At 58.6% G+C, this 22,574-nt stretch carries 21 protein-coding genes and 1 pseudogene; 13 read left to right on the plus strand and 9 right to left on the minus strand.

Going from position 1 to position 22,574, the window contains the following annotated elements:
* Positions 1-213: 213 nt before the first annotated feature.
* Both AB4Z52_RS05505 and AB4Z52_RS05510 read left to right on the plus strand, forming a co-directional pair.
* Positions 214-960, plus strand: a complete 747-nt coding sequence (locus AB4Z52_RS05505) for a DUF1223 domain-containing protein (RefSeq protein WP_442216897.1) — start codon at positions 214-216, stop codon at positions 958-960.
* 303 nt (positions 961-1,263) lie between these two features.
* Complete coding sequence (locus tag AB4Z52_RS05510) at positions 1,264-1,665, plus strand: DUF2794 domain-containing protein (RefSeq protein ID WP_442216898.1); 402 nt, start codon at positions 1,264-1,266, stop codon at positions 1,663-1,665.
* A 9-nt stretch (positions 1,666-1,674) separates the two neighbouring features.
* Here the strand turns inward: AB4Z52_RS05510 and AB4Z52_RS05515 are convergent, their stop codons facing one another.
* The 4 genes from AB4Z52_RS05515 to AB4Z52_RS05530 form a co-directional block, all read right to left on the minus strand.
* Positions 1,675-2,232, minus strand: coding sequence for a GNAT family N-acetyltransferase (locus tag AB4Z52_RS05515; RefSeq protein WP_442216899.1), 558 nt, complete (start codon positions 2,230-2,232; stop codon positions 1,675-1,677).
* Between the two features lie 685 nt (positions 2,233-2,917).
* Complete coding sequence (locus tag AB4Z52_RS05520) at positions 2,918-3,658, minus strand: Bax inhibitor-1/YccA family protein (RefSeq protein WP_442216900.1); 741 nt, start codon at positions 3,656-3,658, stop codon at positions 2,918-2,920.
* 195 nt (positions 3,659-3,853) lie between these two features.
* A complete protein-coding gene (locus tag AB4Z52_RS05525) occupies positions 3,854-6,400 on the minus strand; it encodes an ABC transporter permease (RefSeq protein ID WP_442216901.1) in 2,547 nt (848 codons plus the stop codon).
* Positions 6,397-7,107 carry an ABC transporter ATP-binding protein gene (locus tag AB4Z52_RS05530; protein ID WP_442216902.1) on the minus strand — a complete coding sequence of 237 codons (711 nt, stop codon included), beginning with the start codon at positions 7,105-7,107 and terminating at the stop codon, positions 6,397-6,399. Before AB4Z52_RS05530 ends, AB4Z52_RS05525 begins: the two co-directional genes overlap by 4 nt.
* A 73-nt stretch (positions 7,108-7,180) precedes the next feature.
* Here AB4Z52_RS05530 and AB4Z52_RS05535 point away from each other — a divergent pair, with 73 nt between their 5' ends.
* From AB4Z52_RS05535 to rlmN, 6 genes are all read left to right on the plus strand, one after another.
* Complete coding sequence (locus AB4Z52_RS05535) at positions 7,181-7,834, plus strand: arylesterase (RefSeq protein WP_442216903.1); 654 nt, start codon at positions 7,181-7,183, stop codon at positions 7,832-7,834.
* A 66-nt stretch (positions 7,835-7,900) separates the two neighbouring features.
* Entirely contained in the window at positions 7,901-8,494 is a 594-nt protein-coding gene (thpR, locus tag AB4Z52_RS05540) for an RNA 2',3'-cyclic phosphodiesterase (protein WP_442216904.1), read from the plus strand.
* A 211-nt stretch (positions 8,495-8,705) separates the two neighbouring features.
* Positions 8,706-9,011, plus strand: coding sequence for a 4a-hydroxytetrahydrobiopterin dehydratase (locus AB4Z52_RS05545; RefSeq protein ID WP_442216905.1), 306 nt, complete (start codon positions 8,706-8,708; stop codon positions 9,009-9,011).
* A gap of 79 nt (positions 9,012-9,090) precedes the next feature.
* Positions 9,091-9,477 carry a YkvA family protein gene (locus tag AB4Z52_RS05550; RefSeq protein ID WP_442216906.1) on the plus strand — a complete coding sequence of 129 codons (387 nt, stop codon included), beginning with the start codon at positions 9,091-9,093 and terminating at the stop codon, positions 9,475-9,477.
* Between the two features lie 368 nt (positions 9,478-9,845).
* Positions 9,846-10,418 (plus strand): invasion associated locus B family protein, encoded by a 573-nt coding sequence (locus AB4Z52_RS05555; protein WP_442216907.1) that lies wholly within the window; start codon positions 9,846-9,848, stop codon positions 10,416-10,418.
* A 246-nt stretch (positions 10,419-10,664) separates the two neighbouring features.
* On the plus strand, positions 10,665-11,903 hold the full coding sequence (gene rlmN, locus AB4Z52_RS05560; protein ID WP_442216908.1) for a 23S rRNA (adenine(2503)-C(2))-methyltransferase RlmN: 1,239 nt from the start codon (positions 10,665-10,667) through the stop codon (positions 11,901-11,903).
* 29 nt (positions 11,904-11,932) lie between these two features.
* On the opposite strand, the gene AB4Z52_RS05565 is transcribed toward rlmN, so the two are convergent.
* Together AB4Z52_RS05565 and AB4Z52_RS05570 are read right to left on the minus strand one after the other, a co-directional pair.
* Positions 11,933-12,574, minus strand: a complete 642-nt coding sequence (locus tag AB4Z52_RS05565; RefSeq protein WP_442216909.1) for a LysE family translocator — start codon at positions 12,572-12,574, stop codon at positions 11,933-11,935.
* Between the two features lie 57 nt (positions 12,575-12,631).
* Positions 12,632-13,489: an SDR family NAD(P)-dependent oxidoreductase gene (locus AB4Z52_RS05570; RefSeq protein WP_442216910.1), complete on the minus strand. Its 858-nt coding sequence runs from the start codon at positions 13,487-13,489 to the stop codon at positions 12,632-12,634.
* 84 nt (positions 13,490-13,573) lie between these two features.
* Here AB4Z52_RS05570 and AB4Z52_RS05575 point away from each other — a divergent pair, with 84 nt between their 5' ends.
* A complete protein-coding gene (locus AB4Z52_RS05575) occupies positions 13,574-13,804 on the plus strand; it encodes a type II toxin-antitoxin system ParD family antitoxin (protein WP_442216911.1) in 231 nt (76 codons plus the stop codon).
* Between the two features lie 96 nt (positions 13,805-13,900).
* Here the strand turns inward: AB4Z52_RS05575 and AB4Z52_RS05580 are convergent, their stop codons facing one another.
* Together AB4Z52_RS05580 and AB4Z52_RS05585 are read right to left on the minus strand one after the other, a co-directional pair.
* Positions 13,901-15,058 carry a GGDEF domain-containing protein gene (locus AB4Z52_RS05580; RefSeq protein ID WP_442216912.1) on the minus strand — a complete coding sequence of 386 codons (1,158 nt, stop codon included), beginning with the start codon at positions 15,056-15,058 and terminating at the stop codon, positions 13,901-13,903.
* A 158-nt stretch (positions 15,059-15,216) separates the two neighbouring features.
* Positions 15,217-15,342 (minus strand): annotated as a pseudogene (locus tag AB4Z52_RS05585) (6-aminohexanoate hydrolase); the annotation flags it as partial.
* Between the two features lie 194 nt (positions 15,343-15,536).
* Here AB4Z52_RS05585 and AB4Z52_RS05590 point away from each other — a divergent pair.
* Positions 15,537-16,760, plus strand: a complete 1,224-nt coding sequence (locus AB4Z52_RS05590) for an argininosuccinate synthase (protein ID WP_442216913.1) — start codon at positions 15,537-15,539, stop codon at positions 16,758-16,760.
* Positions 16,761-16,888: 128 nt separating this feature from the next.
* Here AB4Z52_RS05590 and AB4Z52_RS05595 read toward each other — a convergent pair whose 3' ends face one another.
* Positions 16,889-17,398, minus strand: a complete 510-nt coding sequence (locus AB4Z52_RS05595; RefSeq protein ID WP_442216914.1) for a MarR family winged helix-turn-helix transcriptional regulator — start codon at positions 17,396-17,398, stop codon at positions 16,889-16,891.
* A 151-nt stretch (positions 17,399-17,549) separates the two neighbouring features.
* Here AB4Z52_RS05595 and AB4Z52_RS05600 point away from each other — a divergent pair, with 151 nt between their 5' ends.
* The 3 genes from AB4Z52_RS05600 to typA all read left to right on the plus strand — a co-directional run bounded on the left by AB4Z52_RS05600 (position 17,550) and on the right by typA (position 22,376).
* A complete protein-coding gene (locus AB4Z52_RS05600; RefSeq protein WP_442216915.1) occupies positions 17,550-18,191 on the plus strand; it encodes a LysE family translocator in 642 nt (213 codons plus the stop codon).
* A 115-nt stretch (positions 18,192-18,306) separates the two neighbouring features.
* Entirely contained in the window at positions 18,307-20,397 is a 2,091-nt protein-coding gene (locus AB4Z52_RS05605; protein ID WP_442216916.1) for a M3 family metallopeptidase, read from the plus strand.
* Positions 20,398-20,558: 161 nt separating this feature from the next.
* On the plus strand, positions 20,559-22,376 hold the full coding sequence (gene typA / locus AB4Z52_RS05610) for a translational GTPase TypA (protein ID WP_442216917.1): 1,818 nt from the start codon (positions 20,559-20,561) through the stop codon (positions 22,374-22,376).
* Positions 22,377-22,574 lie beyond the last annotated feature (198 nt).

Raw genomic sequence — 22,574 nt, forward strand, 5'->3', positions numbered from 1 at the left:
GCAACTTTCAAAGACGCCGCCGGGAAAACCTCCCGGCGGCGTCTTCATTTTGCCAGTTTCACGGTGATGTGTAGTGTTCCGGGTGGTTCTTGCTGCGTCTCACCCCTTCGTGACTTTGCGGTGAGGATACAATTCATTATCTCTTGTTTCAGGTTTCTCAGGCTTGATGGCGCCGGAGGCGAACTGCCACAGTCTGAACAGAGGTTTTGCTAGATGTCCTTGCGGTTACTGATTTCCCTTCTGGCCGGTGTGGCCCTTGCCAGCTCGGCGCAAGCGCAGGAGCTTGCCAAGGTGAAGGGTGTCGTGGAGCTGTTCACCTCGCAGGGCTGCGCTTCCTGTCCGCCGGCCGACGCGGCATTTCAAAAGCTCGTAAGTCAGGGCAATGTCGTAGCACTCGCCTACCACGTGGACTATTGGAACTACATGGGTTGGAACGACACCATGAGCTCCAAGGAAAACACGGCCCGGCAATATGCCTATGCGCGGACGCTAGGCCGTAGCAATGTCTATACGCCGCAGGCAATCATCAATGGTCGGGATCACTTGAATGGCGCCGACTTGACCGCCATCAACCTCAAGCTCGACCAATTTGACCGCGGCGGCAAGGGTTTGACAGTTCCAGTCCACGCCGCCATGAAGGGTGACGAGCTGGAAATCAAGATCGGTGCGGGTGAGGGCAAGGCCAATGTCGTGGTCGCCTATTTCGATCGCGATCAATTGGTAACCGTCGCCAAGGGCGAGAATACCGGCCGGCAAATCGCTTACATGCACAGCGTTTCAGATGTCGAGACTGTCGGCATGTGGGACGGCAAGCCGATGAACCTAGTGCTGCCGGCAAGTGTTATGGAAAAGTCGGATCGCGACGGCCTTGCCGTGCTTCTGCAATCGGCTTCATCAGGAGGCGATCCAGCCGCGATCATCGGCGCGACCGTGCTAACAATCGGCAATGGCCGCAACTGAATTTTCTTGGGAAACGCCGCCAGTCAGGCTCTTTAAGAGAGAAGCGGCCCGGCTGCGACGCATTCGGGGCTGGGGTTAGGCCGATGCGCCACGCCGGGCCATTTTGGCGCGCTGGCGCCAAAATGTGTATATTAAGTCTCCCTTAAATACGGCACTGTTTTGACTGAAATGCGGCGCCGGCAAGGAAGCGTGTGTCTCTATAATTTTAGTGGAAAGGACGGTCATGCGCCCGGCGGCCTTGCAATTTGGCGCGGCTGAGGCAAACTGTCATCCTCCTGTCACGAGCGGAGCCTTGCGAGCTAGATGACCGATCAGCCGGATTTGCGACACGGCGAAAGCCGCAATGTCGATAGAGAGCCCTCGGTTGTCGTCGATCTCAGGGAATATAGGCAGAGCAAGGACCCGCTTCCGGTGACGTTCCAGCGCCGCGAGCTCGATGCTATCCTCTGGATCTATGGCCGGATGGTCGGCGAGAACGAGTGGCGCGACTATGCCATTGACCATATGCTTGAAAAGGCCGTGTTTTCCGTCTTCAAGCGCGCAGGCGAAATGCCACTTTACCGCATTGAGAAGAACCCGAAGCTCGCCGCCAAGCAGGGCGCCTATTCCGTGATCAACACCCACGGTACCATCCTCAAGCGCGGGCACGATCTGCGCCAGGTCTTGAAGGTCTTCGACAAGACTCTGAAACTCGTCGACAAGTAGCGGGCAAAGCTATTCACCAAACAAAGTACCTGGATAGGACGACGTATCGGGTTGACTGGAATTGCCGTCGCCAAGCGCTTTCTGCATCAACATGGTGTCGAGCCAACGGCCGTGCTTGTAGCCCGCTCCGACCAGCAGTCCTGTCTCTGAAAACCCGGCCCTTCTGTGCAGGGCGATCGAAGCTGGCTGCGCTCCGCCGATAACCGCCACCATCTGGCGGAAGCCGAGTGTAGTGCAACGCTCGACAAGTGCAGCCAGGAGCGATTTGCCAATACCTCGACCTTGAGCAGCAGACGCCAGGTAGATCGAATCCTCAACCATCCAACGATAGGCGGGCCGGGTGCGAAAGGCCGATGCATAGGCATAGCCGAGGAGCTCGCCGCCGTCGCCGCAGGCCGCCAGATAGGGGTAGCCCTTCTCGAGGATTGCGTCCATCCGCTGCGCCATCTCGCTTTCGGTGGGAGGAACGATTTCATAGCTCGCGGTGCCGGTCAGAACCGATTCGCGATAAATGGCGGTAATAGTGGCCAAGTCTGCGCTCGTGGCGTCTCGAAGGCGAAAGTTCATCTAGCAATGGCACCTGATCTGGTCTCGGATTTCCGATAACAATCATCAGCTTGCCATCGAGGCAACAAAAAAGCGGAATTAGCATCTGCATGGGGCATCGCGGACAGAGCGCAGCTAGTCATCTCGTTCGAGATGATCGAGACCCTCGAAACGGTACTCCGTCGACTGCAATTCTCAGAGGATCGCATTAGATCATACTCTGGTTCCATTGTTGACATTATGAAATTCAGGCCCAGATGGGCTCGATCCCTATCTCATTTTGGGTGGAGGAGAGCACTTCGCTATTTCTGAAGTAGAGGATGCCGGCGTGCTAGCAACGGCCTTCGGTGCCAAAGCCGACATTCTTGTCACTGACAACTTGAAGGATTTTACGACCAGGATGCTTCTGTTGTAGATACCCAGGTGGTGGACACCACTTCTTCGGGCCAGCGAACCTTGCAGGCCCTGAGATATGAGATCGGAAATGCGGACCTGATTGTCGCGCACCCGTTCGATGCCATAGAATGGATACGCTTGGGCTATGATTTTACGCCCAGCACCCTTTGGAATGCTATTTTGAAGCCTGGAAAGGAGCTCGTCCTGTGATTGCGGACAGCGCTCTTATGTTTGCGGCTCTGGTGGCATTTGCTGCATAATTCCGCAAAAAAGGCGGCCGAAGCCGCCTTTTCGAAGTTATCCTCAGTGCTTAGCGCTGGCGATTGCCCATGAGCTGCAACAGGAACATGAACAGGTTGATGAAGTCGAGGTAGAGTGTCAGCGCGCCCATGATCGCCTTGCGACCTGCAACGGCCGCGTCGTCGGCTTCGAAGTACATTTCCTTGATACGCTGCGTATCGTAGGCGGTGAGGCCTGCGAAGGCCAGAACGCCGATCACCGAGATCGCGAACTGGAGCGCAGAGGACTGCAGGAAGATGTTGACGATCGACGCGATGATGATGCCAAACACGCCCATGATCAGGAAGGAGCCCATGGCCGACAGGCTACGCTTCGTCGTGTAGCCGTAGAGCGACAGGCCACCGAAGGCGGCTGCGGTCACGAAGAAGGTCTGGACCACGCTCTGTCCCGTATAGATCAGGAAGATCGAGGACAGGGATAGGCCGACCAGCGCCGCATAGGCCCAGAACGTCGCCTGCGCAGCCGACACGCTCATGGTGTTGATCCGAAAGCTCAGGAAGAAGACCAAGCCAAGCGGAGCCAGGATCACTACCCACTTCAGCGGGCTCGTGTAGATCGCCTGGCCAAACGCGGTCAGCTGTCCATTGGAAACGGCGAAGGAGAAGGCCAGATAGGCGGCAATACCCGTGATCGCCAGACCCAGCGCCATCAGGTTGTAGACCTTCAGCATGTAAGCGCGAAGGCCCTCGTCTATCAGCGCACCGGACTGAGCGCCGGCCGCGCGATTGGGGAAATTACGAAAGTCAGCCATGTTTTCCTCTTTTAAGCGCCGATGTTATGACGGTGTCGGGCTCGTTCGTCCCGGGCGCCGCTGCGGAGCTTCAGCATGCCTAACGAGAATATGAGGCTTTCGTGAGTTGGGTACAAGTGCCAAGCAATCGTCAAACGAGTTAAATCGGTGTAATATAGTCCGATTCCCCCGCATGGGTTAACGCTCCGACTCGTCTTAGAGCTCGCGCAAGACGGGCGCGGCTTTCAGGCCGAGAATTCGCCAGGTGCCGATCAGGCCGATGCCGACAGTCAGAACAAGGGCTATTGCGATCGTTGAGAACGCAACGTCAGGCAGAAACGCCGACGGCAAATGCATGATGCGGTTGACGACATACCAGGCTGCAACCGACCCGGCGAGAAGTGCGAAGACAGCGGTTGCGGTGCCGAGGATCAGGTATTCGTAGCTGAAGGCGCGGATCAGCATCGCCCGTGTGGCGCCGAGGGTCTTCAACACCACCGCGTCGTGGGTGCGGGCGCGGTTGCCGGCAGCAAGAGCTCCAGCCAGCACCAGCACCGAGGCGATCAGCGCTATCGAGGCGGCAGCGCGTATTGCAGTCGCCAATTGGCCGACCAGCGTGTTGACCATATCAAGCGCATCCTTGACGCGAACGCTGGTGATCGTCGGGTAGGCGTTGGTGACGGTTCTAAGGATCGTCGCCTCCTGTTGGGCGGTGGCCGTGGGGTCGGTCAGCGTCGCAAGCCAGGCGTGCGGAGCGCCCTTGAATGTGTTCGGCGTGAAAATCATGACGAAGTTGATCGACAGCGATTGCCATTCGATCTTCCGGAAATTGGCAATCTTGGCGGTAATGTTGCGGCCGAGCACATTGACGGTGACACTATCCCCGAGCTTCAGGCCGAGCGCCTTGCCCTCTTCGTCGGAAAAGGAGACCTGCGGTTCGCCGGCATATTCCTTGTCCCACCATTTGCCTTCGGTGATCGAGGCATTCTCAGGCGGCGTTTGCGAATAGGTGATGCCGCGGTCGCCGCGAAGCACCCATTGGCCGGCCGGCGGCACCTTGCGCTTGGTCACGTCCTCGCCATTAAAGGCGACGATCCTCCCGCGAAGCATCGGGACCTCGACCAGCTTGCCATCCGGCGCCGCTTTCGAAACGACCTTGCGGAAGCCGTCGAGCTCGGACCCCTGGATGTCGACGAAGAAGAAATTGGGTGCCCGCTCGGCCATGTGCCCGGTCAATTCCCGCCGCATATTGCCGTCGATCAACGTCAAGGTGACGAGCAGAGCAAGTCCGAGGCCGAGCGACAGCACGACGGAGGCCGTCAACGATCCTGGCCGATGAATATTGCCGATGGCGAGCCGCAGCGCCGGGGAGCGGACGCGCGGGCTGCGTTTGGCCAGATAGGAAACCAGAGCCGCAACGCTGCGCAGCACCACGAAGGCAATGGCGATGGCGGCAACGAATACGATGGCAATAAATCGATCATAGGCCGTGAGAATGGCAAGGCCGGCAAGCCCTGCCATCAACAACCCGGCAGCGCCGACATAGGGCCAGGATGGCAGCTTGCGGGTCTCGAACCCCTGTTCGCGAAACAACGCGGTGGCAGGCACCTCGCGGGCGTGGCCGAGTGGCAAAATAGCAAATGCAAATGTCGTCAGCAGGCCAAAGACGGCCGCGAGCGACAATGCGCCTGGATAAAGCGTCGGATCGGTGGAGACTGGCAGAAACCTCGCCATGAACTGCGCCGCGAAAATCGGTGCGATGGCACCGAGCACGAGGCCGGCCGCGATGCCCGCAAGCGCGATCAGGGCAATCTGGATCAGGTAGATCATCACCACGACGAAGGCCGGAGCGCCGAGGCATTTGAAAGTGGCAATCGTCGTCCGCTTCGCATCCAGGAAGGCACGTACGGCATTGGCAACGCCGACGCCGCCGACGATGAGCGCCGTGAGGCCAACCAGCGTCAGGAATTGAGAGAAGCGGGTGACATTGTCTGCCAGCGACGGAGCGGCCTTTTCGCTGGTGCGGATGGACCAGCCGGCCGATGGAAATGCCTTGTTGGAACGGTCCGCGATGTCCTTGATGGCGACGGTCGGATAGTCCATGCGGATCTTGTAGGCATTCTGGACGAGACTGCCCATCTGGATCAGCCCGGAGGCTGCCAGCGCCTCATTGCTGGTCAAAAGTCGCGGCGCGAAGCCGAAGCCCTCGGAAATCGCGTCGGGCTCGTTCTTCACGGTTCCAGTGATCCGAAGCCTGGCGTTTCCAAGAAGAAGTTGGCTTCCGATCCCCAGATGCAGGCGCTCAAGCAGCAATGGCGCCACCACGGCACCATAGCTGCCACCCTGTTCGGAAAGCAGGCTTGCCAGGGGCTGTTGCGGCTCGGCTTCGAAGGTTCCGTATAGGGGATAGGCCTGGTCGACCGCCTTGACCTCGACCAGCGCCTGGTCCGAACCATCCGGCAGACGGGCCATCGAGCGCAGCCCGGTCGAGGCGGAGACGGTGCCGAGCCCCTTCAGATAGGAAAGTTCATCCGACGTCGCCAGGCGATTGTTGATCTCGAAACGGACGTCGCCGGCAAGAAGCGACTGGCCTTGGGTCGAGATCGCGTCGGTGATGGAATGCGAAACGGAATTCACCGCGGCAATCGCACCCGTGCCAAGGGCGATGCAGGCGAGAAAGATGTAAAATCCCCTCAACCCGCCACGCAGCTCGCGAAGTGCCAGACGAAAGGCGAGGGAAAGGCGAGCTCTAGCAAGCGTCATGCGATTGCGGCCTGGTTTGCTCGGATCCCTGCGCTATCGCCCTCGATTTCACCTGAGCGTACGTGGATCTGACGGGAGCATCGGGCAGCAAGTGCTGCGTCGTGGGTGACAAGAAGCAGCGTCGTGCCCCGTTCGGCTCGCTTGGCAAAGAGCAGGTCGGCAATCTGCCGGCCGGTATCGGTGTCAAGATTGCCGGTTGGTTCGTCGGCGATCAAAAGCTTGGGCGAAGGCGCGAGCGCGCGGGCGATTGCCACGCGCTGCTGCTCGCCGCCGGAAAGTTGGCCGGGATAATGGCTTAGGCGCTCGCCGAGGCCGACGGACTGAAGCTCGCGACGGGCAATGTCGAAGGCATCCTTCACATTCGCCAGTTCCAGCGGCACAGCCACATTTTCCAGTGCCGTCATGTTGGCGATCAGGTGGAAGGATTGGAAGACGATGCCGATATTGCGGCCGCGGAAATCAGCGACCTTGTCTTCGCTAAGCGCGTGGAGCGGCGTGTCGCGGATAATGATTTCGCCGCTATCGAGCTTTTCGAGGCCGGCCAGAACCATCAGCAGCGTTGATTTTCCAGAGCCGGAAGGCCCCAGGATACCGACCGATTCGCCTTCCAGGATCGTCAGGCTCATCCCCTTGAGAACGTGAACCGAGGCCGCCGCATCGCCAAGCGTCAAATCCGCGTTCTTCAGTTCGATGATGGTTTTTGCCAATGGGAACCGCCCTATATATCGTTGACGAACTGCCGGGCGCGACGCGACCTTCGAGCAATCTAGGGGTTTGATGATGAGTTTTAAAGTTGCCGCCCTTCAAATAGCCGTCATCGCCGCCGGCATGTTCCTCTGTGGCCTCACCGAAAGCGCCAATGCGCGAACGATACAGATCGTCGGGCTCGGCGATAGCCTGATGGCCGGATACCAGCTGCCGCCGGGCGACGGTTTTCCCGCAAAGCTTCAGGCGGCGTTGAAAGCCAGAGGCATTGATGTCGTCATCGCCGATGCCGGCGTTTCCGGTGATACGACCTCGGGCGGGCTTTCTCGCGTGGACTGGTCGGTGCCGGATGGGACCGATGGGGTCATCCTCGAACTTGGCGCGAACGATGCGCTGCGCGGAATTCCACCCGAGGAGAGCGAGAACAACCTTGATGCGATCATCGGCCGACTGAGCGCGCGCAACATCCCGGTCCTGCTTGCCGGGATGCTGGCGCCGCCGAACATGGGTGCAGATTATGCCTCAAGGTTCAATCCGATCTACAAGCGGCTTGCCGATAAGTACCACCTGACGCTCTACCCCTTTTTCCTTGATGGGGTCGCTGCTGAGGCCAGGCTGCAACTTGCCGATGGGATGCACCCTAATTCGCAAGGCGTAGACGTGATGGTTCAACGGTTCCAACCCATGGTCGAAGGTTTCATCGCAACGATCGGGGCAAAGCTGAAATAGGGGCTTGCGCCTGACTTGATTGCATGATTCGCTGTGTGCATCTGCAAAAGATTCGGGGATCTCGCCATGCCGAGACTATTTACCGCCCTCGAAATTCCTCGCAACGCGGCGATGAGCCTTTCTTTGTTGCGCGGTGGTCTTCCCGGAGCCCGGTGGATCGACGTAGAGAATTACCACATAACCCTACGCTTTATCGGTGACGTCGACGGACGTACCGCCGACGAGCTCGTCGAGCGGCTGGATCGGATCGACAGGCCCGAGTTCCAGATCAGATTGGACGGGATCGGCTCCTTCGGATCGAAGAAGCCACACTCCGTCTGGGCAGGCGTCACCCCGACGCCTGACATGTTCGCTCTTCAAGGAGAGATCGAGCGCATCTGCCAACGCATCGGCCTGCCGTCCGATCCGCGCAAATTCACACCGCATGTGACGCTGGCGCGGCTCAAGTCATCGCGGCTGGACGATGTCGTCCACTATCTCTCCGGTCGCGGCAATTTCCAGACCTCGCTGTTCACCGCCTCGCGCTTCGTGCTTCTGTCGTCGCGAGAATCAGTGGGCGGCGGCCCTTACCTCACCGAAGAGATTTTCCCGCTTCACGAAGCCCGGACCTTCCCGGCGGCGGCCAGCAAAGAGCTGCAGCCTGTCAAAAGCATGGTCTAGATGGATTAGAGGCCTTCCAGACCGCCGTAACAGGGGTCGGGAAGGTCTTTTCCTGCCATTGCATAGCTGTTGAAGAGATGGATTTTTCCAATCGCTCCACGGAGGCGAATTCTCGCGAATTCCTCAAATTGTCATGATCCATTGCAAGGATCAGGTCGAAGCGGTCGGCTGTTACACGTCGTTACCGCTGCTGGGGAGAAGGGATCATCACATGAAATTCGAAAAGCTGGAGAAAGCCGCCATCGACGAAAATCTCGGCGCTTTGGCCGGGTGGAAACTCGGCGCGGATGCCGCCTCGATCTCGAAAAGCTTCAAGTTCCGCAATTTTGTCGAGGCATTCGGCTTCATGACCGAAGCGGCCTTGTCTGCCGAGAAGTTCAATCACCATCCCGAGTGGTTCAACGTCTATTCGCGCGTCGACGTGACGCTCACCACCCACGATGCCGGCGGGTTGACAGAGCAGGATTTTCGCCTTGCCAAAGCCATGGAGAAGGCAGCAGCCCTGCGTGCCGGTTGAATGACGGCCGGCGATCTCCATATTTTCCTCATGTGGTAGCGCCTGTTTGTGCAGGCCACCACCAACGGGAACGACCGGAATGAATGACATCAAGTTTGGTGAGATCCTGTTGCCGGGCGACGAGGACACGCAGGGCAAGCGGGAAAAGACGGTGAGACGAAAATTCTGGCCGGCCTTTCGAAAGGCCGTGCGGCATATCCCATTTGCGCGTGATCTGGTCGCCGCCTTCTACTGCGCGCTCGATCCTGAGACGCCCCTGCGGGTTCGCGGCATCCTTCTGGCAGCGCTTGCCTACTTCATTATGCCGTTTGATGTCATACCGGACTTTTTTGCGGTCATTGGCTATACGGATGATGTCGCGGTCCTTGCGGCGGCGTTTGCCATGGTCAGCGGAAATATCCGCCCCCAACACTATGAGGCCGCCGACAGGGCGCTTGCCGACGAGCCTTTAGCTTCAGATCTTTGAGCGCCGTCGTTCCTCAACTTCCATTTGCCGGGTCAAAAGCCTCCCGTCATCGCCGTTCCAGCCGAAGTTTGTAAGCATTATGAGGTACATCGGATTTGGGAAAGGTCAAACTCTTGCCTTTATCTTTATGTCTTAGATTCTTTCACAGAGATGGTGCTTTACCACCTCAATAGCTCGATTTTTCTCTTCGGCCATATCACGACCAAATGATTGGCAATTGGTCAGAAATGAAACAGCTCGTCCCGCGAAAGCCGCCATGTTGACGGTTTGGTAACCTGAATTAAGTCAAAATGAAGCAGCTCGTGAACACGCATCGTCCGGGCCCAAATTGCATCGGGCTCTGGATCGCAAGAAACCGGCAGGAAATCATGTTCGTAAAACGTCTCGCAATCGCTCTTACAATCGTACTGGCCGGCGCCGGGTTCGGATCCGCTCAAGCCAAGACAAAGCCGAAGGCTGCAGCTGCAGCCGCAGCCGCAGCGCCGGCGCAGGCGGCGTCGCCCTCTCCGACGCGCATCAAGCAGTTCGATGCATGGGGCGCCTATTCTTACCAGTCCGGCAGCGGCAAGGTTTGCTACGTACTCTCGGTACCGACCACGAAACTGCCGACGACCGGCGTCGACCACGGCGATAATTTCTTCATTGTCACGCAGCGCCCCGGCCAGAATATTTCCTATGAACCGCAGGTCATGATGGGCTATGCGTTGAAGGAAAATTCCAAGGTCAACGTGACCATCGACAACAAGACGTTTGTGATGTTCACCAAGGACAAGGCTGCCTGGGTTGAAAACGCCGCACAGGAGCCAGCGCTGGTGGCGGCCATGAAGACCGGCCATTCGCTTTCCGTCGCTGCGACCTCGAAAAAGGGCACGGGCACCTCCTACAGCTATTCGCTGGCCGGCATCTCTGCTTCATTAAAGCAGATCGAAAACTGCAAATAATATCGCGGTGCCGCTCAGCTTTGGGCGAAAATTGGATTGTAGACGTCGAGGCTGGCCATGTGGCTGGCCTCTTGCGTTTCTGAAAGAGGGATGACGAGCGGCCAAATTGATGCTAAAGGCCGCGCAAACTGCGAGCGAGCCTGCAACGATGTTGCCCTTGCCGCATGCGAATTTCTCTTTCAGTGCCTCGATCGAGCCTGCAGCTTTTCCGGAAGCACGGCAGATACAAACCGTTTGGATAAAACCATGTCCTTCACAGACACCATGACCGTTGCAAAGCCAGCGACTGCGCCCTTAGCGCGCGGCGGCGAGCTATCGCCAAAGCCGTCGCTTATCGGATTGACGCGCGAGGAAATGGGGCAGGCGCTGCGGGAAAAGGGCGTTCCGGAAAAGCAGGTCAAGATGCGCGTCAGCCAGTTGTGGAACTGGCTCTACGTTCGCGGCGTCTCCGATTTCGATGCCATGGCGAATGTCGCCAAGGACATGCGCGAGATGTTGAAACAGCATTTTACCATCGCGCGTCCCGAGATCGTCGAGGAACAAGTATCCAATGACGGCACGCGCAAATGGCTTCTGCGGTTCCCGGCGCGCGGCGCGGGCAGGCCGGTCGAGATTGAAACCGTCTACATCCCCGAAGAGGGCCGCGGAACACTGTGCATTTCCAGCCAGGTGGGCTGCACGCTGACCTGTTCCTTCTGTCATACCGGCACTCAGCGTCTGGTGCGCAACCTGACGGCGGAGGAAATCCTGTCGCAGCTGCTCTTGGCCCGCGATCGGCTCGGCGATTTTCCGGATCGGGAGCAGCCGCAGGGTACCGTTATGCCGGCTGAAGGTCGCAAGGTCAGCAATGTCGTCATGATGGGTATGGGCGAGCCGCTTTATAATTTCGATCACGTCAAGACCGCCCTGCTGATCGCCTCCGATGGCGATGGTCTGTCGCTGTCTCGCCGTCGCATTACGCTGTCCACGTCAGGTGTCGTACCGGAGATTTTCCGCACCGGCGACGAGATCGGCGTGATGCTGGCGATCTCGCTGCACGCCGTGCGCGACGACCTTCGCGACATTCTCGTGCCGATCAACAAGAAGTATCCACTGAAGGAACTGATCGACGCCTGCCGAAACTATCCGGGGCTTTCGAACGCCCGGCGCATCACATTCGAATATGTGATGCTGAAGGACGTCAATGACAGCTTGGAGGATGCCAAGGGGCTTATTCAGCTTCTCAAGGGTGTTCCGGCGAAGATCAACCTCATCCCGTTCAATCCCTGGCCGGGCACCAACTATCAGTGTTCGGACTGGGAGCAGATCGAGAAGTTCGCCGATTTCATCAATGCGGCCGGCTATGCGTCGCCGATCCGCACACCACGCGGCCGCGATATCCTCGCCGCCTGCGGACAGCTCAAGTCAGATTCCGAGCGCATGCGCAAGACCGATCGGCTGGCCTTCGAGGCGATGATGATCGCCAACCACGGCGCCGACGACTGATCCGCGCCTCAGCCCCTAGAGCCCCCGGTTCAACGAGCCTGGGTGAGCAATATCTTCGCGGCAAAGATAGAAAAGACGCCGGCGAAGGTGTAGTCCAGCCCGCGTAGCACACCCTTGTTCTTCTGCAGCCATGAGGCAAGCCAATCGGCCGTCAAGACGATCAGCGTGTTGACCGGCATGCCGATGAGGATGAAGAAAAACCCGAGGAAGAGAAGCTTCTGCGTCACTGCCGGGTCGCCCGCAGTAACGAACTGCGGCAGGAAAGTCATGAAGAAAATGATGACTTTCGGGTTGAGAAGATTGACCCAGAAACCGCTCGAGATATTGGCAAGCGGCGTGCCGGCGACCTCATCCACCTCTTTTACCGAGAGGGTTGATCCGAAGCGGACGGCCTTTACGGCAAGCCAGAGCAAATAGCCGGCGCCACCGGTCTTTAAAATCAGGAAGGCGGTCGGCGATGCGGTGATCAGCGCCGAGATGCCGAAGGCGACCAGCATCGTGTGGACGACAATGCCAAAGCTCGTTCCCAGAACGACAAAAAGGGCTGCGCGCTTGCCCTGGGCGAGCGCACGGCTGATCGACAACGTCATGTCGGGACCCGGCGTCGCGGCAAGCAAGAGGCTCGCGGCGCTGAAAGCTAGAAGCGTTGGCAGGCTGGGAAGGAAATCCATGACAGTCTCTGTGGCACGAGAAAATCCTGTCTTACCCGGGTTTCACCAAGTTGCCAATCAGCCATTCCCGGCAAGGAAGGCTTTGAATTCTTCGGCGTAGTCCCCGTGCCAGCGCGACAGCGGCGGACGGTTTTCAACGATGTCGCCGGCGGCCCACAATATGCGCCGCTCGTCCAGTGAACGTATAACGTCGTTGTCTGGGCACAGGATATAGAAATCCCCTCGCTCAAGACTTTGCATCATGAAGTCGACCGTCTGTTCCGGCGTCCAGGCAGCGGCCGGCTTTTCAGTTCGGTCGGCTTTGGTGAGGCCGGTAAAGACGAAACCCGGGATCAAAAGATGAGCGGTAATCCTGCAGCCCGCCGTGTTGCGAAGCTCGTGCTGCAAGGCTTCCGTAAATACCTTCACACCGGCTTTGGAGACGTTGTAGGCGGGGTTGCCGGGCGGCGTGGTGATGCCCTGCTTTGAGCCGGTGTTGATGATTACGCCAGGCTCGCCGTGACTGAGCATATTGGGGCCGAAGGTGCGGGTACCGTCGATCACACCCATCAGGTTGACCCCGAGGATATGATCCCAACCTGCCTGCGGACTGAAGATCGAGGTCTCCGGGCCGATACCGGCATTGTTCATCAACACGTGAACGCGACCGAAGCGCTGTATCACAGCGCGCTCGAGGGCCTCAAGGGAGGCCCTGTCGCTGACATCGGTTTCGATGGCGGCCACGTCGTCGGCTATGCCGGCGTGCTCGATGACCTGGTTGCGTGCGACGGCCAGCCTGTCGGCTCCAAGGTCGGCAAGAACCACGCGCATCCCGAGGTGCGCAAAATGCTTTGCAGCGGCCAGACCGATGCCGGAGGCGCCGCCGGTCACCACTGCGACGTTGGATTTCGCGAATACGGACTGAACGTTTGTCATCTCACCGCTCCCTCGTGCAAACATTGTTCGGACGCCGCCAGATATGGTAATTTATGAAACCAAGTCAAACGGCGGGAGGCTGCAATGGCAAAGGTCATATCCGTGACACTCGACGAGCAGATGGAGATATTCATCGACGAACAGATCGGCCAGGGCAAATTCCGATCACCCGCCGAGGTCATCGATGCGGGTCTTAGACTTTTGCAGCACCAGACCGAAATCAAAGCCGGCACGGCCGCAGGGGGATCCGAGAAGCCACAGCCTTTCGATTTCGATAATTTTCTCCGGGAGCACTATCGCCGGCACGCGCTCTAAAGCAATTCCAGCAAAAGTGCGCAGCGGTTTTGCATCTGGAATTGCGCAAAAGCAAAAAGATTGAGCCGCTCCGAAATAGGAACATTCGCCCCGTTCCTACGCGGCTTGCTGATTTTCTCCAAAGACTTCGACACGGTTGCGGCCGTCGCGCTTCGAACGATAGAGCGCCTCGTCCGCCTCCTGCATCAGCCGCTCAAAATCTCCGCCGCTTTCCGCAGGCGCGGCAACGCCGATGCTCAGCGTCGGAAAGACTGCCAGATCCGGCCGCTGCAGGACGGCAGCGGAGAAGGCGAGACGGATGCGCTCGGCAATCGCCACGGCATCTTCCCGGGAAACGTTTTTCAGCACCGCCAGGAACTCATCTCCACCTTGACGGGCAAGCAGGTCGTTGGAGCGCATGATGCCTCTCGAAACGCTGGCGAAAAGCCGCAGGATGTCGTCGCCGGCAGCGTGACCATGCCTGTCGTTCAGTTGCTTGAAATGGTCGATATCGATGATCAGCAGCGATAGGGGCTGGGAACCGAGAGCCGGCAGATGCTGGGCAAGGCCGCCGCGATTGAGCGCGCCGGTCAGAAGATCGTGGTGAGCAAGTTCCGTCAACTGATTTCGGCTGCGCTCGGCGGCCATCAGCACCATGGCCATGCTGCGAAGCATGATGAACGCGACCGCCGACACCGCCATCCAGCTGTGAATTGCACTGCTGCCGAAAGGATCCGGCCCGCCAATCTCACCGGTCGCCGCGAGAATGCTGCGAACCGCAAAGATCCCCGCAGTGCAAATATAGAGACCGACAAGCAAGGCTGCGGAATAAAGCCTCTCGCGTCGGACAATGCTGATTGCCTCCCTTGCAACGGCAAGATCGCAGAAGCAGCAGATGACGGAGACGTGGAGGAGCCTCGCCGAGACTGCCGATGGATCGCTGACAATGAGTACGACAGGAACGCTGACGAGCAAGATGGCAAGCCAGAAGTAGCGCTGGTCGAGCGCTCGTCCCGAAAACACCCGCACGGCAAAGAACATCAGCATGTAGCCGGCGATGGTGACGATATTGCCGCCGTCGATCGAGACGGAGTAGGGAACGAGATTGCGCAACGCGACGAGGAAGGACCCGACGCCGACAAGAAGGTTGCTCAGGCCCCACCACAGCGGCCACCTCTCGAAGCGGCGGGTCGCATAGGCTGCAAGCTGGAGAATGCCCAGCACGAAACAGCTCACGGCAACGATGAAATAGATTGTCCTGAGATCCAGCAACATGGCGCTTTCCCGAAATTCCCGTGGAACTTACAGCAAGCGTTTTGCGGTTTGATTGGAGGCTTCGCTAAGAATTTAACGATCGCGGGGTTTTCCTGCTAAGCAGCAATTCAAGCGTTGCAGCGTCCTTTACGCGTCTGCAAAGACACGCGGCACGGTCTTCAGGCGGCTCGCACCGCGCCGATAATGTCCGCCAACAGACCGTGCAGCAAGTCCCTGTGGCCATTCCGGGCAGACCGACCGCTCTCTTCCGAGGTCATGACGACGGTGAGATCAAACTCCTCAATAGGAGCTTGAATCATGATGCCTCTATCGATGAAACGCTGAATCTCAACAGGCCCTAGAACAACGGATGTGCCTTCGCCTGGAGATTGTTCTCGGTCGCAGTTTTTCTTGCGCCTTCCGATAATCTCGCTAAAAGTGCCGCAACACGGGATTTGCGGCCGATGTGGCCGCTTGCATTCAAACGGACCTCATCATCATGGCATCGCATAAAGACGTGAAGAAAGTCGTTCTCGCCTATTCCGGCGGGCTTGATACCTCGATCATCCTGAAGTGGCTGCAAACGGAGCTCGGCGCGGAAGTCGTCACCTTCACTGCGGATCTCGGACAGGGTGAAGAGCTCGAGCCGGCGCGCAAGAAGGCGGAGATGATGGGGATCAAGGAGATCTACATCGAGGACGTGCGCGAGGAATTCGTTCGTGACTTCGTATTCCCGATGTTCCGTGCCAACGCAGTTTACGAAGGCGTTTACCTGCTCGGCACCTCCATCGCGCGGCCTTTGATCTCCAAACATCTGATCGATATAGCCAGGAAGACCGGCGCCGACGCGATCGCCCACGGGGCGACCGGCAAGGGCAACGACCAGGTTCGCTTCGAACTCTCCGCCTACGCGCTCAATCCCGATATCAAGATCATCGCGCCCTGGCGCGACTGGAATTTCAAGTCGCGCACCGATCTGCTCGCATTTGCCGAACAGCACCAGATACCTGTTGCCAAGGACAAGAAGGGCGAGGCGCCCTTCTCGGTCGACGCCAATCTCCTGCATTCCTCTTCCGAGGGCAAGGTTCTCGAAGATCCCTCGCAGGAAGCGCCGGAATACGTGCATATGCGCACCATCTCTCCGGAGGCAGCACCCGACAAGGCCACCACCATCAAGGTCGGTTTCGAACGCGGCGATGCTGTTTCGATCAACGGTGTGCGCATGAGCCCGGCGACGTTGCTGGCCGCCCTTAACGACTACGGCCGCGATAATGGGATCGGCCGCCTCGATCTCGTCGAAAACCGTTTTGTCGGGATGAAGTCGCGTGGCGTCTACGAAACGCCTGGCGGCACGATCCTGCTGACGGCGCATCGGGCGATCGAATCAATCACGCTCGACCGCGGCGCAGCGCATCTCAAGGATGAACTGATGCCGCGCTATGCGGAGCTCATCTATTTCGGCTTCTGGTTCTCGCCCGAACGCGAAATGTTGCAGGCCGCTATCGACAGGAGCCAGGAGCATGTCGAAGGCGAAGTGACGCTGAAGCTCTACAAGGGCAATGTCATGGTCACTGGCCGCGAAAGCCCAAAATCGCTCTATTCCGACAAGCTCGTCACCTTCGAGGACGATCAGGGCGCCTACGACCAGAAGGATGCAGCAGGGTTCATCAAGCTCAATGCATTGCGTCTTCGCACGCTCGCAAAGCGCAACCTGACCAAATAAGCCGGCTTAACTGCCCGATATCAAGCCCGTTGCCGTTATGGCGGCGGGCTTTTTTGGTCGGATATGCGTTGCAGTTCGTCTGAGCCAATTCCTAGGGAAAGCCGCCTTGGGCTTTTCCTGGAATCGCTCTAGCACTCTACGGCCTGCTCCCTCTCGCGTCCGACAGCCTGCCCCTCGCGTTCAACAGGGACCAGATCGCATTTTTGCAGATTCTGCCTAAAACTCTTCAATGCGTTGCGGACATGATCCTGGGTTCCATGATCGAGCCCCTGCGTCGCTTCCTGCTGGACCGCGCCGATTTCAGTGCTGATTGCTTTGATCATATCTTCTGCTGCATCCGACAGCAGGATGCGCTTGGCGCGGCGGTCACAGGGATCCGGCTGGCGTTCGATCAGGCCCCTTGCCTGCAGCTTGTCGAGAAACGCGCTGACCGTCATCGGCTCTAGCCCCATGCGGCTGGCGATCTCAAGCTGGCGGCTGCCATTGATGGCGGCGACCTGGATCAGCGTGCGTGCTTCGCCAGCGGAGAGCTCAAGGCCTGCCGAAAGGATGCGGCGCTCGAAGGCAACCCGCATCAGGCGGGCGCAATCCGTTACCAGGAACGCAAGCGAGTCCGTATCTATTCTGTTTTGGGGCATTTCACAGTCCGCGTTCGAGGTTCGGCGACACTTTTCACTAAAAAGTGAACGCCGCCAAGACATTTAAAATATTATTATCATATAATTCGACAACCTTGACTGAGCCCGACGTCACGATAATCTGCTGTCATCGCTCCCTGGAAAGGCCAGCATGACATATTCCCTTCTCATCGGTGCATTTCTCGCTGCGCTATTTTACGTATTGATTCCAGGGCCAGCCTTTCTTGCGCTTCTCGGTATCGGCGCCGGGCAGGGTCGGCGAGCGGGCGCCTATTTCATGGGCGGCCATCTTTTCGGGGATCTCATTTGGTCGGGCTTAGCGCTGGTGGCGATCATCGGGGCTCGAACGATCGGCACCTTCGTTTTCGACTTGCTCGGTCTTTTCTGTGGATTGTATCTTGCCTGGATCGGTTGGAGTGCCGTCACCGCCAAGCCAAAGGCAGATGGCAAGGCGCTGGTCACTGTCGAACGTCCGTTTCGTCGCGGGCTGATATTCGGCGCGACCAATCCGAAAGGCTATCCCGTTGCGCTCGCAACGTTCACGGCGCTGGTTGCAGGTTCGGCCGGTGCGCTTCAGTTCACCGCCTTGCCGCTGTTGCTCGGCGTCTCCATTATTGGTTTCCTGACGGCCTACATGATACTCGTCTGCGTCATCGGCGCCGGCACTGTCCGGCGGTTTTATCGAGCCCACGAGCGGATGATCGTCCGCTGCTCGGGCGTATTGTTCATAGGCTTTGCCGGCCAGGCGTTGTGGCACTCGGCTCCCGGTCTGCTTGGATGGCGCCGCGCCTGAGGGTCGTTTCGATCCGCGGTTTTTCTTCCCTCCATTGCCATGGCCATACCAATCTCGTTGGCAAGGCCCTATATCCGGCATCTTTAGTGTGTCTGTTGCCGAAAGGGATTATTTCATGTCTGGTCTTTCTTCGTTCAATCCAGCCCTCGTCGAATGGACGGGACATCAGGGTCTGCCGCGCTTCGACAAAGTGAGCGATGCTGATTTTGCACCGGCCTTCGAGGCGGCGCTTGCGTCTCATGAGGCGGAGATCGATACGATCGCCGACAATCCGGCGCCTCCTACCTTTGCCAATACGATCATCGCGCTCGAGATTGCCGGGGACGAACTATCGCGTGTGTCGTCATTGTTCTGGAACCGGGCCGGCGCGCATACCAATGATGCCATCCAGGCGCTGGAGCGCGAGATCGCGCCGAAGATGTCACGGCATTACTCAAAGATCGGTATGAACGCGGCGCTTTTCGGCCGCATCGACGCGCTTTGGCAAAAGCGGGAAGGTTTCGGGCTGACGCTGGAAGAAACGCGTGTGCTCGAACGGCATTGGAAGGGCTTCGTCAAATCAGGCGCGAAGCTGCCGAAGCCGGAGCAGGAGCGGTTGGCAAAAATCAACGAAAACCTGGCAAGCCTTGGCGCCCGCTTCGGACAGAACGTCCTTGCCGACGAGAAGAGCTGGGCGCTGTTGCTGACCGATTCCGGCGATCTGGCAGGGCTTCCGGGATTTCTGAGGGAGGCGATGGCGGCGGCAGCCCGCGAGCGGGGTGAAGACGGCAAGTACGCGGTGACCCTGTCGCGTTCTATTATCGAGCCTTTCCTAACATTCTCCGAGCGTCGCGATTTGCGCGAGCAGGCATTCAAGGCCTGGGTGGCACGCGGCGAGAACGGCGGCGAAACCGACAATCGCGAGGCGATCCAGCAAACACTCGCTCTGCGGCTGGAGAAGGCAAAGCTGCTCGGCTATCAAAACTATGCCGAGTTGAAGCTCGACAATACCATGGCCAAGACGCCGGATGCCGTGAACAACCTGCTGAAGACCGTCTGGGGGAAGGCGGTGGTTCGCGCAGGCGAGGAACAGGCCGATATTGCAGAACTAATCGCTGAGGAAGGCCGCAACCATGAGGTCATGCCCTGGGATTGGCGGCATTACGCCGAAAAGATCCGCACCCGCAAGTTCGACTTCTCCGAGGCCGAGCTAAAACCCTACCTGCAACTCGAAAAAATCATCGCTGCCTGCTTCGACGTTGCCGGGCGATTGTTCGGAATTCACGCCGTCGAGATCAAGGACGCACCGGCCTATCATCCCGATGTCCGTTCCTTTGAGATTCGCGATCGCTCAAACAAGCTCGTTGCCATGTTCCTCGGCGATTATTTTGCGCGCAGCTCAAAGCGATCCGGTGCCTGGATGAGCTCTTTCCAGTCCCAGCACAAGCTCACCTTGAAGAACGGCACCGTCGGCGAACTGCCGATCATCTATAATGTCTGCAATTTCGCAAAGCCTGCGCAAGGCAAGCCGGCCCTGTTGTCGCTGGACGACGCCCGCACGCTGTTCCACGAGTTCGGCCATGCATTGCACGGCATGCTGTCGAACGTCACCTATCCCTCCGTCGCCGGCACGGGCGTGTCGCGCGACTTCGTGGAGCTGCCGTCACAGCTCTACGAGCATTGGCTAACGGTTCCGGCGATCCTGAAGCAATATGCGGTTCACTATCAGACCGGAGAACCGATGCCGCAGGCGTTGCTCGACAAGGTGCTGGCGGCGCGAAGCTTCAATTCCGGATTCAACACGGTTGAGTTCACCTCGTCAGCTCTGGTCGACATGGCTTTCCACACGCGCAGCGCCGTCGAAGACCCGATGGCGGTTCAAGCAGAAGTGCTTGCTGAGATCGGCATGCCGAAGGCGATCGTCATGCGTCACGCCACCCCGCACTTCCAGCACATCTTTGCCGGTGACGGCTATTCGGCGGGCTATTACTCCTACATGTGGTCGGAGGTGCTCGACGCGGACGCCTTTGCGGCATTCGAGGAGACGGGGGATGCGTTCGAACCGGAAATGGCGGCCAAGCTCAAAGCCAATATCTATTCGGTCGGCGGCTCGGTCGATCCGGAAGATGCCTACAAAGCCTTCCGCGGCAAGCTGCCGAGCCCGGATGCCATGCTTCGCAAGAAGGGGCTCTCGACGTTCGAGGAATTGTCCGGCGGCGATGCTTAGGTAAACCCTCGTAGATTCAAGCACTGTCAATCTGGAAGGGCAGGGATGCGACCGGTTTCGCGCATCCCCCCTTTCGCAAATGCGAAAAACAGGGTAAGAGCGCCTCAACTGAAGATGAGGGCCGCGACACCAGCTGCCCGAAAACCCTCCGAGTAGCCCATATGTCTATGCGAAATATCGCGATCATCGCGCACGTTGACCACGGCAAGACGACGCTTGTCGACGAGCTTTTGAAGCAGTCCGGTTCCTTCCGCGACAACCAGCGCACCGTCGAGCGCATGATGGATAGCAACGAGCTCGAAAAGGAACGCGGCATCACCATTCTTGCCAAGGCGACCTCGGTCGTTTGGAAGGGCGTACGCATCAACATCGTCGATACACCCGGACACGCCGACTTCGGCGGTGAAGTCGAGCGCATCCTGTCGATGGTGGATGGCGCGATCGTCCTCGTCGATGCAGCCGAAGGCCCGATGCCGCAGACCAAGTTCGTCGTCGGCAAGGCGCTGAAGGTCGGCCTTCGCCCGATCGTCGCGATCAACAAGATCGACCGCCCGGATGCCCGCCACGAAGAAGTTGTCAACGAAGTCTTCGATCTTTTCGCAGCCCTCGACGCGACCGACGAACAGCTCGACTTCCCAATCCTCTACGGCTCGGGCCGTGCCGGCTGGATGAACACCGCGCCGGAAGGCCCGATGGACCAGGGCCTTGGCCCGCTTCTCGATCTGGTGCTGGAGCATGTTCCGGAGCCGACCGTCGGCGAGGGTCCGTTCCGCATGATCGGTACGCTTCTCGAAGCCAATCCGTTCCTCGGCCGTATCATTACCGGCCGCATCCACTCCGGCTCCATCAAGTCGAACCAGCCGATCAAAGTCATGGGTGTGGACGGGAAGACGATCGAAACAGGCCGAATCTCGAAAATCCTCGCATTCCGCGGCATCGAGCGTCAGCCGATCGACGAAGCATTCGCAGGCGACATCATCGCCATCGCCGGCCTGTCCAAGGGCACGGTTGCCGACACGTTCTGCGATCCCTCGGTCAGCGAGCCGCTGCATGCACAGCCGATCGATCCTCCGACGGTCACCATGTCGTTCATCGTCAACGACAGTCCGCTCGCCGGCACCGAAGGCGACAAGGTTACCTCGCGCGTCATTCGCGACCGCCTGATGAAGGAAGCCGAAGGCAACGTTGCGCTTAAGGTCGAGGAATCGGAAGGCAAGGATTCGTTCTACGTTTCCGGCCGCGGCGAATTGCAGCTTGCAGTCCTGATCGAGACCATGCGTCGCGAAGGATTTGAGCTCGCCGTGTCGCGTCCGCGCGTCGTCATGCACAATGACGAAAACGGCCAGCTCCTGGAGCCGATCGAAGAAGTGGTCATCGACGTCGACGAAGAGCATTCCGGCATCGTCGTGCAGAAGATGTCCGAGCGCAAGGCCGAGATGGTCGAGCTTCGCCCCTCCGGCGGCAATCGCCTGCGCCTGGTGTTCTACGCGCCGACCCGCGGCCTGATCGGCTATCAGTCGGAACTGCTGACGGATACGCGCGGCACCGCCGTCATGAACCGCCTCTTCCATAACTATCAGGCCTACCGTGGCGATATCGGCGGCCGTAGCAATGGCGTGCTTCTGTCCAACCAGTCCGGCGAGGCTGTGGCCTATGCCATGTTCAACCTGGAAGATCGCGGTCCGATGATCATCGAGCCGGGTGAAAAAGTTTATGCCGGCATGATCATCGGTATCCACACGCGCGACAACGACCTTGAAGTCAACGTGCTCAAGGGCAAGCAGCTCACGAACATTCGTTCCGCTGGCAAGGACGAAGCCGTAAGGCTGACCCCGCCAATCCGCATGACGCTCGATCGCGCCTTGTCCTGGATCCAGGATGACGAATTGATGGAAGTGACACCAAAATCGATTCGCCTGCGCAAGACCTATCTCGATCCGAATGATCGCAAGCGCTTCAGCAAGGCCCGTTCGGCCTGAGATTGTCGCATTTTGAAACACAAAACCCCGGTGCATCGCATCGGGGTTTTTATTTTGTGCGTTCGATTATTCGGCCTTGTTACAATCGTTAAAAAAGCGTTAACTTTCAGCTGTCGTCCACATGTTAAGTCTGTGGGCAAGTGACTGACCGTTGGTTTTGCGGATGGTTAATTTGCCCTTGCGGGACCAGAGTAAGCG

It is taken from the genome of Rhizobium sp. 2YAF20, assembly GCF_052114685.1.
Classification (GTDB): Bacteria; Pseudomonadota; Alphaproteobacteria; order Rhizobiales; family Rhizobiaceae; genus Rhizobium.